The organism is Nocardioides lacusdianchii, assembly GCF_020102855.1.
Taxonomy (GTDB): Bacteria; Actinomycetota; Actinomycetes; order Propionibacteriales; family Nocardioidaceae; genus Nocardioides; species Nocardioides lacusdianchii.
In genome coordinates this window covers 328,192-344,150 of sequence record NZ_JADHZD010000001.1, presented here as the reverse complement: position 1 = coordinate 344,150, position 15,959 = coordinate 328,192, and the positions used below count along the sequence as shown (strand labels likewise).

Annotated in this window: 17 protein-coding genes; 16 read left to right on the top strand and 1 reads right to left on the bottom strand. The window is 72.4% G+C overall.

The genetic code is table 11. The annotated features are described in order from the left end of the window. Positions 1-36 precede the first annotated feature (36 nt). From IRX98_RS01735 to IRX98_RS01715, 5 genes are read left to right on the top strand one after another with little or no spacing between them, the layout of a single operon-like run. Entirely contained in the window at positions 37-2,109 is a 2,073-nt protein-coding gene (locus tag IRX98_RS01735) for an acyl-CoA dehydrogenase family protein (protein WP_224273399.1), read from the top strand. 1 nt (position 2,110) lies between these two features. Then, a complete protein-coding gene (locus tag IRX98_RS01730) occupies positions 2,111-2,776 on the top strand; it encodes a class I SAM-dependent methyltransferase (protein ID WP_224273398.1) in 666 nt (221 codons plus the stop codon). Positions 2,777-2,783: 7 nt separating this feature from the next. After that, positions 2,784-3,359 carry a hypothetical protein gene (locus tag IRX98_RS01725; protein WP_224273397.1) on the top strand — a complete coding sequence of 192 codons (576 nt, stop codon included), beginning with the start codon at positions 2,784-2,786 and terminating at the stop codon, positions 3,357-3,359. A 51-nt stretch (positions 3,360-3,410) separates the two neighbouring features. After that, positions 3,411-3,998 (top strand): carboxymuconolactone decarboxylase family protein, encoded by a 588-nt coding sequence (locus tag IRX98_RS01720; RefSeq protein ID WP_224273396.1) that lies wholly within the window; start codon positions 3,411-3,413, stop codon positions 3,996-3,998. Further along, positions 3,995-4,858 carry an RNA polymerase sigma-70 factor gene (locus IRX98_RS01715; RefSeq protein WP_224273395.1) on the top strand — a complete coding sequence of 288 codons (864 nt, stop codon included), beginning with the start codon at positions 3,995-3,997 and terminating at the stop codon, positions 4,856-4,858. Before IRX98_RS01720 ends, IRX98_RS01715 begins: the two co-directional genes overlap by 4 nt. Before the next feature lie 16 nt (positions 4,859-4,874). Here the strand turns inward: IRX98_RS01715 and IRX98_RS01710 are convergent, their stop codons facing one another. Then, entirely contained in the window at positions 4,875-5,411 is a 537-nt protein-coding gene (locus IRX98_RS01710; RefSeq protein WP_207085351.1) for an inorganic diphosphatase, read from the bottom strand. Between the two features lie 130 nt (positions 5,412-5,541). On the opposite strand from IRX98_RS01710, the gene dacB reads away from it, so the two are divergent. The 11 genes from dacB (at position 5,542) to IRX98_RS01655 (ending at position 15,955) form a co-directional block, all read left to right on the top strand. Then, on the top strand, positions 5,542-7,029 hold the full coding sequence (gene dacB / locus IRX98_RS01705) for a D-alanyl-D-alanine carboxypeptidase/D-alanyl-D-alanine endopeptidase (RefSeq protein WP_224273394.1): 1,488 nt from the start codon (positions 5,542-5,544) through the stop codon (positions 7,027-7,029). Positions 7,030-7,038: 9 nt separating this feature from the next. Continuing rightward, the gene (locus tag IRX98_RS01700) at positions 7,039-8,055 is read left to right on the top strand and encodes an Rv3626c family coenzyme F420 biosynthesis-associated protein (RefSeq protein WP_224273392.1); all 1,017 of its coding nucleotides are present in this window, start codon (positions 7,039-7,041) and stop codon (positions 8,053-8,055) included. Continuing rightward, positions 8,052-9,026 carry a tRNA lysidine(34) synthetase TilS gene (tilS, locus tag IRX98_RS01695; RefSeq protein WP_224273390.1) on the top strand — a complete coding sequence of 325 codons (975 nt, stop codon included), beginning with the start codon at positions 8,052-8,054 and terminating at the stop codon, positions 9,024-9,026. Before IRX98_RS01700 ends, tilS begins: the two co-directional genes overlap by 4 nt. Positions 9,027-9,211: 185 nt before the next feature. Beyond that, on the top strand, positions 9,212-10,147 hold the full coding sequence (locus IRX98_RS01690; RefSeq protein ID WP_224273388.1) for a DUF559 domain-containing protein: 936 nt from the start codon (positions 9,212-9,214) through the stop codon (positions 10,145-10,147). Positions 10,148-10,283: 136 nt separating this feature from the next. After that, a complete protein-coding gene (gene hpt / locus IRX98_RS01685) occupies positions 10,284-10,835 on the top strand; it encodes a hypoxanthine phosphoribosyltransferase (protein WP_224273387.1) in 552 nt (183 codons plus the stop codon). 101 nt (positions 10,836-10,936) lie between these two features. Beyond that, on the top strand, positions 10,937-13,000 hold the full coding sequence (gene ftsH, locus IRX98_RS01680; RefSeq protein WP_224273386.1) for an ATP-dependent zinc metalloprotease FtsH: 2,064 nt from the start codon (positions 10,937-10,939) through the stop codon (positions 12,998-13,000). After that, complete coding sequence (folE, locus tag IRX98_RS01675; RefSeq protein WP_224273385.1) at positions 12,997-13,617, top strand: GTP cyclohydrolase I FolE; 621 nt, start codon at positions 12,997-12,999, stop codon at positions 13,615-13,617. The genes ftsH and folE overlap by 4 nt, the downstream gene beginning before the upstream one ends. 32 nt (positions 13,618-13,649) lie before the next feature. Next, positions 13,650-14,492, top strand: a complete 843-nt coding sequence (gene folP / locus IRX98_RS01670) for a dihydropteroate synthase (protein WP_224273384.1) — start codon at positions 13,650-13,652, stop codon at positions 14,490-14,492. Further along, a complete protein-coding gene (folB, locus tag IRX98_RS01665) occupies positions 14,489-14,902 on the top strand; it encodes a dihydroneopterin aldolase (protein ID WP_224273383.1) in 414 nt (137 codons plus the stop codon). Before folP ends, folB begins: the two co-directional genes overlap by 4 nt. Continuing rightward, complete coding sequence (folK, locus tag IRX98_RS01660) at positions 14,895-15,464, top strand: 2-amino-4-hydroxy-6-hydroxymethyldihydropteridine diphosphokinase (RefSeq protein WP_224273382.1); 570 nt, start codon at positions 14,895-14,897, stop codon at positions 15,462-15,464. The genes folB and folK overlap by 8 nt, the downstream gene beginning before the upstream one ends. Then, entirely contained in the window at positions 15,461-15,955 is a 495-nt protein-coding gene (locus IRX98_RS01655; RefSeq protein ID WP_224273380.1) for a DUF3180 domain-containing protein, read from the top strand. The genes folK and IRX98_RS01655 overlap by 4 nt, the downstream gene beginning before the upstream one ends. Positions 15,956-15,959 lie beyond the last annotated feature (4 nt).

Here is a 15,959-nt window from a genome sequence, read left to right as displayed (position 1 = left end):
CGCGGTGAACCTACCGTCCGGACTACTTTGGGCGGTATGGCCACCGACCAGGTCCCGCCGATCGCGGACGAGATGCCCACGCCGCTGCCCGAGACAGCCACCCCGGAGCGGGTCGAGGACGACGCCGTCCACGCCGACGACCGCGGCTACCGCCAGCCGGACGTCGACGTCGACGCGCTGCGCGTCCTGCTCGACGGCCGCTACCGCGAGGTCCGCGACCTGGTGCGTGCCAACCTCGCCGAGCACGCGCAGGTCCTCCTCGACGAGGAGCAGATGAGCACCGCGGAGTTCCGCGAACGCGTCAAGGACGTCGTGGTGATGATGGCCGGGACGGGCCAGACCGGCATGGGCTTCCCCGAGGAGTACGGCGGTGGCGGCGACATCGGCGCCTCGATCGCCGCGTTCGAGACCCTTGCCTACGGCGACCTGTCGGTGCTGGTGAAGGTCGGCGTGCAGTTCGGCCTCTTCGGCGGCGCGATCCTCCAGCTCGGCACGAAGACCCACCACGACGCCCACCTCGCCGACCTCGTCACCGGTCGCACGATGGGCTGCTTCGCGATGACCGAGACCGGCCACGGCTCCAACGTGCAGGCGCTCGGCACCGTCGCGACGTACGACGTCGAGGCACAGGAGTTCGTCATCACGACCCCCGACGACGCGAGCCGCAAGGACTACATCGGCAACGCTGCCGCCCACGCCGAGCTCGCGGTCGTCTTCGCGCAGCTCGAGGTCGGCCGGGGGGAGGAGGTCGAGCGCCACGGCGTGCACGCCTTCGTCGTCCCGATCCGCGACGACGGACGGGTCCTGGACGGCGTACGGATCGAGGACTGCGGCCCCAAGATGGGCCTCAACGGCGTCGACAACGGCCGGCTCTGGTTCGACGGCGTCCGCGTCCCGCGCACCGCGCTGCTCAACCAGTTCGCCGAGGTCACGCCCGAGGGCCGCTACCTCTCGCCGATCGACAACCCCAACAAGCGCTTCTTCACCATGCTCGGCACCCTCGTGCAGGGTCGCGTGTGCGTCGGCGGCGCGGGCATCAACGCCGCCAAGGTCGCGCTGACGATCGCCACCCGCTACGCCGTGCGACGCCGGCAGTTCGAGGCGGTCTCGCCCGACGAGGAGCAGGTGCTCCTCGACTACGGCATGCACCAGCGCCGCCTGCTGCCGCTCATCGCGCGGACGTACGCCCTCCACTTCGCGCAGGAGGTCGTCGCCGGGCAGCTGCACGAGGTGTTCTCCGGCCCCGGCGGAGGCGACGAGGACAGCGACGAGCACGGGCGCCGGATGCTGGAGTCGCGCGCGGCCGGCACCAAGGCGCTCGGCACCTGGCACGCCACCCGCACGATCCAGGAGTGCCGCGAGGCGTGCGGCGGCGCCGGCTACCTCAGCGAGAACCGCTTCGCCGCGCTCAAGGCCGACACCGACGTCTTCACCAGCTTCGAGGGTGACAACCACGTCCTGCTGCAGCTCGTGGCCAAGGGGCTGCTGACCGACTACGCCGGCGAGTTCGAGGACATGGACCAGCTCGGCATGGCCCGTTTCGTGGCCGGGCTGGCCGTGGAGACCGTCGTCGAGCGCACCGCGGTGCACAAGCTGGTCCAGTCGGTGCGTGACCTCCTGCCAGGCGGCGACACGTGGGACCAGGAGGCCGGGCTGCTCGACCCCAACTACCAGCTGGCCATGCTGCGCTTCCGCGAGGAGCACATGATCGGCGGCGTCGCCCGCCGCCTCAAGCGCGGCATCGACCAGGGGATGAACCCCGGTGCGGTCTTCTCCCGGGTGCAGGACCACGTCATCGCCGCGGCGCGCGCCCACACCGAGCGCCTGGTGCTGGAGGCCTTCATCGCGAAGACGGCGGCGTTGCCCGACGGCGACCTCAAGGTGGCGCTCAACCTGCTGTGCGACCTGCACGCGCTGACCACGATCGAGGCCGACCGGGCCTGGTTCATGGAGCACGGCCGGTTGTCCAGCACCCGCTCCAAGGCGATCAGCCGCGAGGTCAACGCGCTGTGCCGCAAGGTCCGCCCGCTCGCCGTCGACCTGGTCGACGCGTTCGGGGTGCCCGAGGAGATGCTCCGCAGCCCGGAGCTGCTCGCCTGGGGCGAGTGAGGTGAGGATCCCGGGTCTCGGCGGCTGGAGCGAGGACCCGCTGTGGTCCTACGTCTACCCCCGGCTCGTCGACTCCGGTCCGCTCGGTCGCGCCGCCTGGCGCGCCGGGATGGGCAGCGACCTCGCGCTGCTCCACGACGCCGCCGCCGAGATCGGCACGCTGCCCGCGGGCTCCCGGGTCCTCGACGTGCCGACCGGGTCCGGCGTCGCGCTGCGCGGCGTACGCCCCGGCCAGGGGATCGAGGTCGTCGCCGCCGACATCTCCACCACCATGCTCGCCCGGGCGAGCGCCACCGCGAGGCGGCTCGGCGTGGCCGACCAGGTCACCCCGACTCTGGCCGACGTCGGGGACCTGCCGTTCGAGGACGCCACCTTCGACCTCGTCGTGTCCTTCACCGGGCTGCACTGCTTCCCCGACCCGCGACGCGCGATCGAGGAGATGGTGCGCGTGCTGGCGCCGGGCGCGGCACTGACGGGCAGCTCGCTCTTCACCGACACCGGTCCGCGCTGGGTGCCGCTGCGCGTGGCCGGCACCCGTGCCGGAGTCCTGGGGCCGATGTGCACCTCGACCGAGGCGCGCCGCTGGCTGCGCGAGGCCGGCTGCGACGAGGTCGAGCTCGCGCTCCACGGTGCGCTGGGCTACTTCCGCGCCGTCCGCGCGGCATGATCGGGACATGACCTTCGGAGGACTTCCCACCCGGTGGGAGCCCGCCGGCACGAGCCGCGGACTCGCGCTCGTCGCGCCCGGTCGGGCCTACCCACCCTCCGCGCCGCTCCTCGACTTCGCCCGGATCGCGCTGCTGCAGCACGGGTTCACCGTCCAGCAGCTGTGGTGGGACTCCACCTCCCGCGGCGACGAGGAGCCCGAGCCGTGGGTGCGCCGACACGTCGAGGCGGCGCTCGCGGCAGAGGACGCCGACCACGTCGTGGTGGTCGGCAAGTCGCTGGGCACCCGCGCCGCGTCGTACGCCGCCGAGCGCGGTCTCGACGCGGTCTGGTTCACCCCGCTGCTCGTCGACCCGGCCGTGGCCGAGGCTGTCGCCGCCAACCCCGGTCGGCAGCTGCTGGTCGGTGGGCTGGCCGACGAGCTCTGGGACGCGGCGATCGCGCGCGAGCTCGCCGACAACGGCTGCGCGGTGCTCGAGGTCCCCGATGCCGACCACGGCATGGGCACCCCTGATGCGGTGCGGACGGCGGAGATCCACCTCGAGGTGGCGCGCACGGTCCACGCCTTCCTGTCACGGATCTGAGCCGGCCGGTGTCTTGATGTCGTCCCCGTCCGGCCCACCCCAGGAGATGACATGCCCAGCCAGTTCCGGATCCCCCCGGCCCGCCTCGACGGCGCCTACGGAGCGCTCATGACCCGCGTCGCGCGACGGATGTGGGGCGAGGTGCCCGACAACGCCCGCGTCCTGTGGCACCACAGGCCGGTGATGCGAGCGGTCTTCGGCTTCGAGCAGAAGGTCGCGCGCTGGTCGGCGCTCGACCCCCATCTCAAGGCGTACGCCGAGATGGCGAGCGCGGGCGTGATCGGCTGCTCGTGGTGCCTGGACTTCGGCTACTTCCTGGCCCACACCCGGGGCCTCGACGAGGCCAAGGTGCGCGAGGTGCCGCGGTGGCGCGACGCGGACGTCTTCTCCGACCTCGAGCGCGAGGTGATGGCGTACGCCGAGGCGATGACCGTGACGCCGCCGGAGGTCACCGACGAGATGGTGGCGAGCCTGGACCGCCAGCTCGGTCACGCCGCGGTCGTCGAGCTGACCATGATGGTGGCGGTGGAGAACGAGCGCTCGCGCTTCAACTCGGCGATGGGCCTGGCCAGCCAGGGCTACAGCGACGTGTGCGCGCTCCCGCTGGCCGTGGCGGGAGAGGAGCCGGCCAGCCGATGAGCACCGAGCACCTCCTGGCCCACCGCAACCTGCTCTTCACCGTCGCCTACGAGATGCTCGGCTCGGCCGCCGACGCCGAGGACGTGGTCCAGGAGGTGTGGCTGCGCTGGGTCGACGTCGACGTCGAGCAGGTGCGCGACCCGCGCGCCTACCTGGTGCGGACGACCACGCGGCTCGCGCTCAACCGCCTGCGCACCCTCGCGCGGCGTCGCGAGGACTACGTCGGCACCTGGCTGCCCGAGCCGGTGCTGACCTCGCCCGACGTGGCGCAGGACGTCGAGCTCGCCGACAGCGTCTCGACAGCGATGCTGCTGGTGCTGGAGACCCTGCCGCCCACGGAGCGGGCGGTGTTCGTGCTGCGCGAGGTCTTCGACGTGCCGTACGCCGAGATCGCCGAGGCGGTCGGCAAGTCCGAGCCGGCCGTGCGGCAGGTCGCCAGCCGCGCGCGTGCCCACGTGGCCGAGCGTCGCCCGCGGTCCTCGGTGAGCACCGCTGAGCGCGACGCGGTCATCGAGCGGTTCCGCGCGGCCACCGAGACCGGCGACCTCCAAGGGCTGATGGACGTGCTGGCGCCCGACGTGGTGCTGATGACCGACGGGGGCGGCAAGGTGCAGGCGGCCCTCAACCCGATCCGCGGGCGCGACAAGGTGCTGCGCTTCCTCGCCGGCGTCACCCCCGACGCCCTCGAGCTCGAGCCGGTGTGGCTCAACGGGTCGCCGGCGGTCCGGTTCGTGGTCGACGGTCAGCGCGACGGGGTCGGCACGATGGTCGTCGAGGACGGCGTCGTGACGCGGCTGTTCCTCGTGCGCAACCCCGACAAGCTCGGGGCGGTGGGCACGGAGGTCGGCCTGGGCCGGTGAGGCCCGGGCCGGTGGCTCAGGCGTCCTCGCCGAGGCTCTCGTCGGCGATGTTGTCGAGGTCGTTGCCGTGGCCCTCGGTCTTGAAGCGCTCGAAGGAGGCGTGGACCTCCTCCTCGGCCTCGACGCGGCCGACCCAGTCAGCGCCCTCGACGGACTTGCCGGGCTCGAGGTCCTTGTAGACCTCGAAGAAGTGCTGGATCTCGAGGCGGTCGTACTTGGAGACGTGGTTGATGTCGCGCAGGTGCTCCAGGCGCGGGTCGTGCGCGGGCACGCAGAGGACCTTGTCGTCGCCGCCGGCCTCGTCGGTCATGCGGAACATGCCGATCGCGCGGCACTCGATGAGGCAGCCCGGGAAGGTCGGCGACTGGAGGATCACGAGCGCGTCGAGCGGGTCGCCGTCCTGGCCGAGGGTGTTCTCGATGAAGCCGTAGTCGGCCGGGTAGGCGGTCGAGGTGAAGAGCATGCGGTCCAGGCGGATGCGCCCGGTCTCGTGGTCGACCTCGTACTTGTTGCGCTCACCCTTGGGGATCTCCACCAGCACGTCGAACGTCAGCACGTCTTCCTCCACACTCTCCGGCACGCCTTCGGGCCCAGTTCATGATCGGGCCCGAGATCGAGCCCCCGTCGCGCCCGGCACTCACCCGACGCGTTGTCTGGGGGCAGTGTCGCGCACAATGGCCCCGATGCGCGAAGCGAAAGGGTCGAAACGTCGAGGACGTGACGTACGCCACTCCGGTGGCGGGTTCGTCCGCAACTGGCTGCCGCCGCTGCTCGTCGTCGCGCTGCTCGCCAGCGGCCTGGCCGCCTACCGCTTCGAGTGGGGCCAGCGCTACCTGCCCTGGCTGGCTGCCGACCCGGCGACCGAGCCCGAGCAGGTGCTCCTCCCGGCGGGGCTCGACCTCCCGGAGTGGTCCGCGCCGATCGCTCCCACCGCGGTCGACGACGCGGCAGCAGCGGTCGTGCCGGACCGCGTCGCCTCCGCCCTGCGCGCGGACCTGGCCGACCCCGACCTCGGCCGGCACGTCGTCGGCGCGGTGTCGTCGCTCGCCCCCGGCTCCGAGCCCTGGACGTCGGGTGACGGACGCTTCCTCCCCGCCTCGACCACCAAGCTGCTCACCGTGGGCGCGGCGCTGGAGACCCTCGGCCCCGACCACACCTTCACGACCCGCGTGGTGCGCGGGGACTCGCCCCGCGAGGTGGTGTTGGTCGGCGGGGGAGACCCGCTGCTGGCCAGCAGGCCGCTCACGGTCGCGGAGGCCGCGACGGCGTACCCCGCCCGTGCCGACGTCGCCACCCTGGCCCTCGAGGTCGCGGACGCCCTGGGCGGCGCCGGGCGGGTGCGCGTGCGCTACGACGACAGCCTCTTCACCGGCCCCACCGACAACCCCGCGTGGCGCCGCGACTACGTCCCCGACGACATCGTCAGCCCGATCACCGCGCTGATGGTCGACGGTGGCGTGGCCCCCGACGGGCTCTCGCGCTCCGACGACCCGTCCGCCGCCGCCGCCGACGCCTTCGCCGAGGCGCTGCGTGCCGCCGGCCTGCGGGTGGCCGGCGAGCCCCGTCGCGACGTCGTACGCCCCGGGGCGGAGCAGCTCGCTGCCGTCGAGGGTGCGCCGCTGGCCCAGGTCGCCGAGCGCGTCCTCGACGTCAGCGACAACGAGGGCGCCGAGGTCCTGGCGCACCACGTCGGCATCGCCACGTCCGGCACCGGCTCCTTCGAGGCAGGGGCCGCCGGCGTGCTGGCGACGCTGGACGCGCTCGGCATCGACGTGTCCGGCGACGAGGTGTACGACGGGTCCGGCCTCTCGCGGCGCAACCGGATCTCCACCTCGACGGTGCTCGGCCTCCTCCAGGAGGCCGCCGACCCCGACTCTGCCGCGCTGCGCACCCTCGTCACGGGTCTTCCGGTCGCCGGGTTCACCGGCTCCCTGACCTACCGCTTCGACGAGGGCCCCGCCCTCGCGCGCGGCCTGGTGCGGGCCAAGACCGGCACCCTCACCGGGGTCCACGCGCTCGCCGGTATCGCCGTCGACCGCGACGGCGTGCCGCTCGCGTTCGTGCTCGCCGCCGACAAGGTCGCGCCGGAGGACAGGTACGACGCCCAGGACGCGCTCGACCGGGCGGCGGGCTCGCTCGCGACCTGCCGCTGCTCGCGCACCCCCGGCTAGGGTCGTGGAATGAACCTCGTCGACTGGGACTTCGCCGTGACCGTCGGGTCGAAGGTGGCGGGCCCCGGGCCCGAGGTCAGCGCCGAGGAGGCTGCTGCCGCCGTGCTGGAGCTGCGTGAGGGCGCGGAGCGCTCGACGCCGCTGGTGCGCGAGTTCACCGGCCTCCACGCCGCCGCTGCCACCGCCCCGGTGCTCGTGGTCGACCGCGCGGGCTGGCTGCGGGCCAACGCCGACGGCTTCGCCACGATCCTCGCGCCCATCGTCGACAAGCTCACCGAGAAGAAGGGCCCGCCCTCGGCGATCGCCGAGGCCATCGGCTCCCGCGTGACCGGTGCCGAGGTGGGGCTGATGCTCGGCTTCCTCGGCTCGAAGGTGCTCGGCCAGTTCGACCCGTTCTTCGCCCCGCACGGCCGCCTGCTGCTCGTGGCGCCCAACATCGTCCACGTCGAGCGCGAGCTCTCCGCCGACCCGACCGACTTCCGGCTGTGGGTGTGCCTGCACGAGGAGACCCACCGGGTGCAGTTCACCGCCAACCCGTGGCTCGGCGACCACCTGCTCGCCCAGATGCACGCGGTGGCCGACACCATCGAGCCGAGCGCCCTGCTCGACGGCCTGCGCCGCGGGGCGGAGTCGATCCGCAGCGGCAACGGCAGCGTGCTCGACCTCGTCTCCTCGCCCGAGCAGAAGGAGATCCTGGACCGGGTCACCGGCGTGATGTCGCTGCTCGAGGGCCACGCCGACGTGGTGATGGACGGCGTCGGTCCCTCGGTGATCCCGTCCGTGGCCGAGATCCGCAAGAAGTTCAACCAGCGCCGCAAGGGCGCCGGCAGCCTCGACAAGCTGCTGCGCCGGCTCCTGGGCCTCGACGCCAAGATGGCGCAGTACCGCGACGGCGCGGTCTTCGTGCGCCACGTCGTCGACAAGGTCGGCATGGAGGAGTTCAACGCCGTGTGGACCGGTCCGGAGACGTTGCCGTCCAAGGCCGAGATCACCGACCCCGACGCGTGGGTCGCCCGCGTGCTGTGACCCTCCACCCGTCGATCGCGGCGGTCCGGCTCCCGGTCCGCCACGCACTCTCGGTCCTCGAGCCCGGCGACGTCGTCGCCGTGGCGTGCAGCGGGGGCGCGGACTCGCTCGCGCTCGCCTCGGCCGCGGTCTTCGAGGGCCACAAGCTCGGCCTGCGCGTCGTCGGCGTCACGGTCGACCACGGGCTCCAGCCGGGCTCGGACGCGCAGGCCGACCGTGTGGTCGCCCAGCTCGCCGGGCTGGGGGTCGACGAGACGCTGACCGCGCGCGTGCAGGTCGACACGGCTGCCGGGACGGGACCGGAGGCCGCTGCCCGGGAGGCGAGGTACGCCGTCCTCGAGCAGGTCGCCGAGCACCTCGGCGCACGGGTGGTGCTGCTCGGGCACACGCTGGACGACCAGGCCGAGACGGTGCTCCTCGGCCTGGCCCGCGGCTCGGGCGGGCGCTCGCTGCAGGGCATGCGGCCCGGCTTCGGCGTCTTCGTGCGCCCACTGCTCGGCGTACGCCGTGACGACACCGTCACCGCCTGCCGGGTGGAGGGCCTCGACGTCTGGGACGACCCGCACAACCACGACCCGGGCTACACGCGGGTCCGCGTGCGCGAGCGGGTCCTGCCCGTGCTCGAGGCCGAGCTCGGTCCCGGCGTCGCCGCCGCGCTGGCACGCACGGCGGACCAGCTGCGCGACGACACGGCGTTGCTCGACGACCTGGCGGCCGAGGCCCTGGCGGAGGCCCGCCGCGACGGGGCGCTCGACGCCGCCTGGCTGGCCGCCGTGCCTCCTGCGCTCCGGCGCCGCGCGCTCCGCCGGGCGACTCTCGACGCCGGTTCGCCACCGTCCGAGCTCACCCGCGACCACGTGCTCGCGGTCGACGCGCTCCTCACCGACTGGCGCGGCCAGAAGTGGATCGACCTCCCCGGCCCGCTGCGGGCCCTGCGGCGTGACGGGCTGCTGGTGTTCGAGCGTCCCTGAGCCCCCCGCTCCCGGCTCCCATGGATTTCCACTCGAGCGAGTGGAAGTCCATTGCCGGTCGAGCGTGGACGGCCCGCCGATCACCTGAACTTCCGCTCGTGGGAGTGGAAGTCCATCGCCGGGACCGCTGCGGTGCCTGTGGATGACGTACGCCGTCCCCGCCCGGTTGTGGGCAGGCTGGACCGATGCACCGCAACCGCCCCTTCGACCGGCGCCAGCCGTTTCCCCGGTTCCGGGCGCTCCAGGCGTGCCTGCCGCGTTCGGTGGTCGACTCACCGGCCTTCCGGCGCCTCCTGCACGGGGTGATCGTCGACGCGGACGTCCCCGACTCCGCCCTGCTGCGGGTCAAGGCTGCCCTCGCCTGCTTCTTCGACGACGCGCACGCCAGCCATGCCTCGGCTGCCCGCGTCTGGGGCGTGCCGGTGAAGACCCGTCCCGGGGAGCACGTCAGCGTGCCCGAGGACGGTCAGCGCCTGCGACGTGCGGGCGTCACCAGCCACCACCGGCCCGACGCCGCGGTGGTCGTACGCCGGGGGGTGCGGGTGTCCGTCCTCACCGACCTCTTCGTCGAGCTCGCGGAGGAGCTCGCGCTGGTCGAGCTCGTGGTCGCGGGCGACTGGATGGTGCGTCGCCACGGCGTACGGCTCGCCGACCTCCGACGCGTCACGCGAGACGCTCCCGGACCTGCGGGCGCCCTCGCCCGCAGGGCGGCGGGCCACGTGCGCGCCCGCGTCGACTCGCCGATGGAGTCGCGGCTGCGGATGCTGATCGTGCTCGCCGGCATCCCCGAGCCCCGCGTCAACATGAGCGTGCACGACGTCGACGGGCAACCGGTGCGGCGGTTCGACCTCAGCTGGCCGGAGGTGCGCGTGATCGTGGAGTACGACGGTCGCCATCACGTGGAGCGGGTCGAGCAGTGGGAGTCCGACCTCGTGCGCCGCGAGGAGATCGACGACGAGGGATGGCGGATCCTCGTGGTCGTCGCGTCGGGCGTCTACGTCGACCCCGGGCGTACGGTCGAGCGCGTGCACGGCCTGCTCCGCGCGCGCGGCCTCGAGGGACTGCCCGAGCGGCCGAGCCCGGACTGGCGCCCGCACTTCCCGGGGCGGGAGTCGGCCTGAACTTCCGCGCGTACGAGTGGAAGTGCATCGTCGGTCGAGCGCGGAAGGGTCATCCGGAGCCTGAACTTCCGCGCGTGCGGGTGGAAATGCATCGGGTGGGGACCGCGCACCCGCACCAGCGCCCTAGGCTGACGCCATGGACTCGTCCCACGTGGAGCACGACCTGGTCAACGTCCTCTTCACCGAGGCCCAGATCCAGCAGAGGCTGGGTGAGATGGCCCTCCAGATCACCGAGGACTACGCCGGTCGCGACCTGCTCGTGGTCGGCGTCCTGCGCGGCGCGGTGATGGTGATGGCCGACCTCGCGCGGTCGATGCCCGTTCACCTGGAGATGGACTGGATGGCGGTGAGCTCCTACGGCTCCGGCACCAAGTCCAGCGGTGTCGTGCGGATCCTCAAGGACCTCGACACCGACATCAGCGGTCGCGACGTGCTGATCGTTGACGAGATCATCGACACCGGCCTCACGCTCAGCTGGCTGGTCAACAACCTCTCGAGCCGCAACCCGGCGAGCGTCGAGATCGCCACCCTCCTGCGCAAGCCGGAGGCGCTGTCGATGCCGGTGGAGCCGAAGTACGTCGGCTGGGACATCCCCAACGAGTTCGTCGTCGGCTACGGCCTCGACTACCGCGAGCGCTACCGCAACCTGCGCGACATCGGCACCCTCGCACCCCACGTCTACTCCTGAGCGGGCCGCGCGCAGCGCTCCGCTTCACCCTGCCTGAAACAATGGGCGCCCGAGCGGCCTGTAGCGTCGCCCCACCAACTCCGAACCGGTGAAAGTTACCTGTGAAGCGCATATTCAAGGGTCCCTGGCTGTGGATCGTCCTGTCCGCCTTCGCGGTGCTGCTGGCGATCCAGTTCCTCGCGCCCAGTGACGGCTACGACGAGGTCGACACCTCCACCCTCGCCTCCTACATCGAGGAGGGCTCGGTCGAGGAGATCGAGTTCAACGGCGCCGACTTCGAGATCCAGGCCACGCTCGACGCCGGCACCCGCGACGCCGGCGACAAGGTCGTCGCGCAGTACGTCGACGGTCAGCAGGAGGGCCTGCTGTTCGCCGTCGACGAGCAGGTCGAGGCCGGCACGATCGAGTCGTCCAACTCGACGGTCCCCAAGCCGAGTTTCCTCGGCTCGCTGCTGGCGACCCTGCTGCCCTTCGCGCTGATCATCCTGCTGTTCATCTTCTTGATGAACCAGGCCCAGGGCGGTGGCGGACGCGGCGTGATGCAGTTCGCCAAGTCCAAGGCCAAGCTGATCACCAAGGACATGCCGAAGACGACCTTCAGCGACGTCGCCGGCTGCGAGGAGGCGATCGAGGAGCTCGGCGAGATCAAGGAGTTCCTCACCGACCCGGCCAAGTTCCAGGCCGTCGGCGCCAAGATCCCCAAGGGCGTCCTGCTCTACGGCCCTCCCGGCACCGGCAAGACGCTGCTGGCGCGAGCGGTGGCCGGCGAGGCGGGCACCCCGTTCTACTCGATCTCCGGCTCCGACTTCGTCGAGATGTTCGTCGGCGTCGGCGCCTCCCGGGTGCGCGACCTGTTCGAGCAGGCCAAGGAGAACGCCCCGGCCATCGTCTTCATCGACGAGATCGACGCCGTCGGTCGCCACCGCGGCGCCGGCATGGGCGGCGGGCACGACGAGCGCGAGCAGACCCTCAACCAGCTGCTCGTCGAGATGGACGGCTTCGACGTGCGCGGCGGGGTCATCCTCATCGCTGCCACGAACCGCCCCGACGTGCTCGACCCCGCGCTGCTGCGCCCGGGTCGCTTCGACCGCCAGATCCAGGTCGACGCCCCCGACCTCAACGGCCGTCACCAGATCCTCAAGGTCCACTCGCGCGGCAAGCCGATCGCGCAGGACATCGACCTGTTGAGCATCGCGCGCCGCACGCCCGGCTTCACCGGTGCCGACCTGGCCAACGTGCTCAACGAGGCGGCGCTGCTCACCGCGCGCACCAACGAGAAGCTGATCACCGACGAGGCCCTCGACGAGGCCATCGACCGAGTCATCGCCGGCCCCCAGCGTCGTACGCGCCTGATGAGCGAGCGCGAGAAGCTCATCACCGCGTATCACGAGGGCGGCCACGCCCTGGTCGCCGCGGCGCTGCCCGGCACCGACCCGGTGCACAAGGTCACGATCCTGCCGCGCGGTCGCGCGCTGGGCTACACGATGGTGCTGCCCGACCGCGACAAGTACTCCCAGACCCGCAGCGAGATGCTCGACTCCCTCGCCTACATGCTCGGCGGGATGGCCGCGGAGGCGCTGATCTTCCACGACGTCACCTCCGGTGCCGGCAACGACATCGAGAAGGCGACCGGCCTGGCCCGGGCGATGGTCACCCAGTACGGCATGACCGAGCGCCTCGGCGCGGTCAAGCTCGGCGACAACAACTCCGAGCCCTTCCTGGGCCGCGACATGGGCCACACGCGCAACTACTCCGAGGAGACGGCTGCCGCGGTCGACGGGGAGATCAAGAAGCTGCTGGGCCACGCCCACCAGGAGGCCTTCGAGATCCTCGAGAACAACCGCGACGTCCTCGACGCCCTGGTGCTCGCGCTGCTCGACAAGGAGACCCTCGACAAGGCGGAGATCGCGGAGATCTTCGAGGCCCTGAACCGCCGTCCCGCGCGTCCGGCGTGGACCGGCTCGCCGGAGCGCCTGCCCTCCACGATCCCGCCGGTCGACATCCCCCAGGAGATCCGCGACCGGGTCAACGCCGGCGTCTCCGCCCAGGAGGAGGAGACCCGCGGTGGTGCGATCCTGACCCCGCCGGGCGCCGGTGGCGACGTCCACGGCGGCCCCGAGCTGGGCCCCGACACGCCGACCCCGCCGTCCCCGGAGGCACGATGACCGACCCGATCACCGTCCCGGAGCGCGCTCCCGAGGACGTCCCGGACTTCGACCACGAGCGCGCCGAGGCCGCCGTGCGCGAGCTGCTCTACGCGATCGGCGAGGACCCCGACCGCGAGGGCCTGCTCGACACCCCGGCCCGCGTCGCGCGGGCGTACGCCGAGCTGACGCAGGGCCTGCGCCAGACCGCGGACGACGTGCTCACCACCACCTTCGACCTCGGCCACGAGGAGATGGTGCTGGTGCGCGACATCGAGCTGTGGTCGATGTGCGAGCACCACCTCGTGCCGTTCACCGGCGTGGCGCACGTCGGCTACATCCCCGCCGAGACCGGCAAGATCACCGGCCTGTCCAAGCTGGCCCGGCTCGTCGACGTCTACTCCAAGCGCCCGCAGGTCCAGGAGCGACTCACCACGCAGGTCGCCGACTCCCTCATGGAGATCCTCGAGGCGCGCGGCGTGATCGTGGTGATCGAGGCCGAGCACCTCTGCATGACGATGCGCGGCGTGAAGAAGGCCGGGGCCCGCACCATCACCTCGGCGGTCCGCGGCGCGTTCCTCACCCACCAGGCGACCCGGGCCGAGGCGATGGCGCTGATCCACTCAGGCACCAGGTGATCGAGGGCACCGCCCCCCACGCTCCCCGGGTCATGGGGATCGTCAACGTCACCCCCGACTCCTTCTCCGACGGCGGCCGCTACGACACCACCGAGCGTGCCGTGGGCCACGGCCACGCGCTGATCGCCGAGGGTGCCGACCTGCTCGACATCGGGGGCGAGTCCACCCGACCCGGCGCGACCCGCCCGCTCGTCGCCGAGGAGCTCGACCGTGTGGTTCCCGTGATCCGCGAGCTCGCCGGTGGCGGGGCAGTCGTGTCGGTCGACACGATGCGCGCCGAGGTCGCCGAGGCGGCGCTCGGGGCGGGAGCCACGATCGTGAACGACGTCTCCGGGGGACTGGCCGACCCACGGATCCTCGAGGTCGTCGCGATGGCCGGCGCGACCTACGTCGCGATGCACTGGCGCGCTCACGCCGACCGGATGCGGGACTTCACCGACTACTCCCCGGACGGCGTCGTGGCGACCGTGCGCCGCGAGCTGGCCGAGCGCCTCGCTGCGGCCGAGGCCGCCGGGATCCCGCGCGAGCGGATCGTCCTCGACCCCGGTCTGGGCTTCGCCAAGGAGCCGCACCACAACTGGGAGCTGCTGGCCCACCTCGACGTGCTGCGCGACCTCGGCTGCCCGCTGCTGGTCGGCGCGAGCCGCAAGTCCTTCCTCGGCGCCCTGCTGGCCGCCGACGGCGTCCCCCGCCCGGTCGACGACCGCGAGCACGCCCACGCCGCGCTGGTCGCCGTGCTGGCCGGCCGCAGCGTCGACGTGCTCCGCGTGCACGACGTACGCGCCACGCGGGACGCGCTGGCCGTGGCGGCCGCGATGGGCGTACGCCGCGAGGACGAGCCCCACCTGCTGACCTACAGGAGCGATGAGACATGACCGACGAGCCCTTCGGGACGGGCGCAGGGCGCCCTCCTCAGGATGAACTCTCGATCACAGGAATCGAGTGCTTCGCCCACCACGGTGTCTTCGACTTCGAGAAGCGCGAGGGGCAGGTGTTCGTCGTCGACCTCGTGCTCGGCATCGACACCAGCGCGGCGGCCGCCTCCGACGACCTGGAGGACACCGTGAACTACGGCTCCCTCACCCTGGACGTGAAGGCTGCTGTGGAGCGCGACCCGGTCGACCTGATAGAAACCGTCGCTCAACGCATCGCCGATGTGTGCCTGTTGGACACTCGTGTTGAATGGGCGCGAGTCACGCTCCACAAACCTGATGCACCCATCGACGCGACGTACTCGGACGTCGCGCTGACGATCACCAGAACGCGAGGCAACGCTCATGACTGAGACTCCCAACCCCAACATCGTGGACACCGACTCCCTCACCGGAGAGATGCACCCGATCCGGCGGGTGGTGGTGGCTCTGGGATCCAACCTCGGGGAGCGGATGGCCACGCTGCAGGGCGCGGTCGAGGCGCTCGCCGACACCCCCGACTTCTTCGTCACCGGCGTCTCCCCGGTCTACGAGACCGACCCGGTGGACGCCCCCGAGGGCTCCGGCCCCTACCTCAACGCCGTCCTGCTGGCCGACACCACGCTGCCGGCCGCGCGCCTGATGGAGCGCGCGCTGGCGATCGAGGACGCCTTCGAGCGCGAGCGCGGCGAGGTCCGCAACGCGCCCCGCACCCTCGACGTCGACCTCATCGTGGTGGGCGACCGCCGCTCCAACGAGGACTTCCTGCGCCTGCCGCACCCCCGCGCCCACGAGCGCGCCTTCGTGCTCCAGCCGTGGCACGACCTCGAGCCCGACGCCGTCTTCCCCGAGCTCGGACCGATCGCGGACCTCCTCGGCACCACCGATGCCACCGGGGTGCGCAAGCGCGAGGACCTCGCGCTCGAGGTCGGGTGAGGGACCCCGAGCCCGAGGAGGAGCGCCCGGAGCCGCGAGGCACCCTGCGCCCCACCTCGGCGGGCGCCCTGACGGCCCTGGCGGTCGTCGGCCTCGTCGCGGGGTGGGGAGTGCACCCGCTCATGGAGCGGCTCGCGGGGCGCGCACCCCTGGTGTCGTGGGCGCAGGCCCTCGCCCTCGTGCTGGTGGCCGCGATCATGTCGTTCGTCGCGTGGCACACCTGGCAGACCGTCCAGGTGCGGGGCGAGCGGCTCGAGCCCCACCGCTCGGTGAACCGGCTCGTCCTCGCCCGGGCGTGCGCGCTGGCCGGCGCGCTCGTGAGTGCCGGCTACGTCGGCTACGCGGTCAGCTGGCTGGGCGACGAGTCCGCGCTGGCGGACCGCTGGATCGTCCGCTCGGTCGTCGCCGCGCTCGGTGCGGCGGGCGTGATGCTCGCCTCGCTGGTGCTGGAGCGTGCGTGTCGCACCGACGGGGGCCGACCGCGGCCCTAGTCTG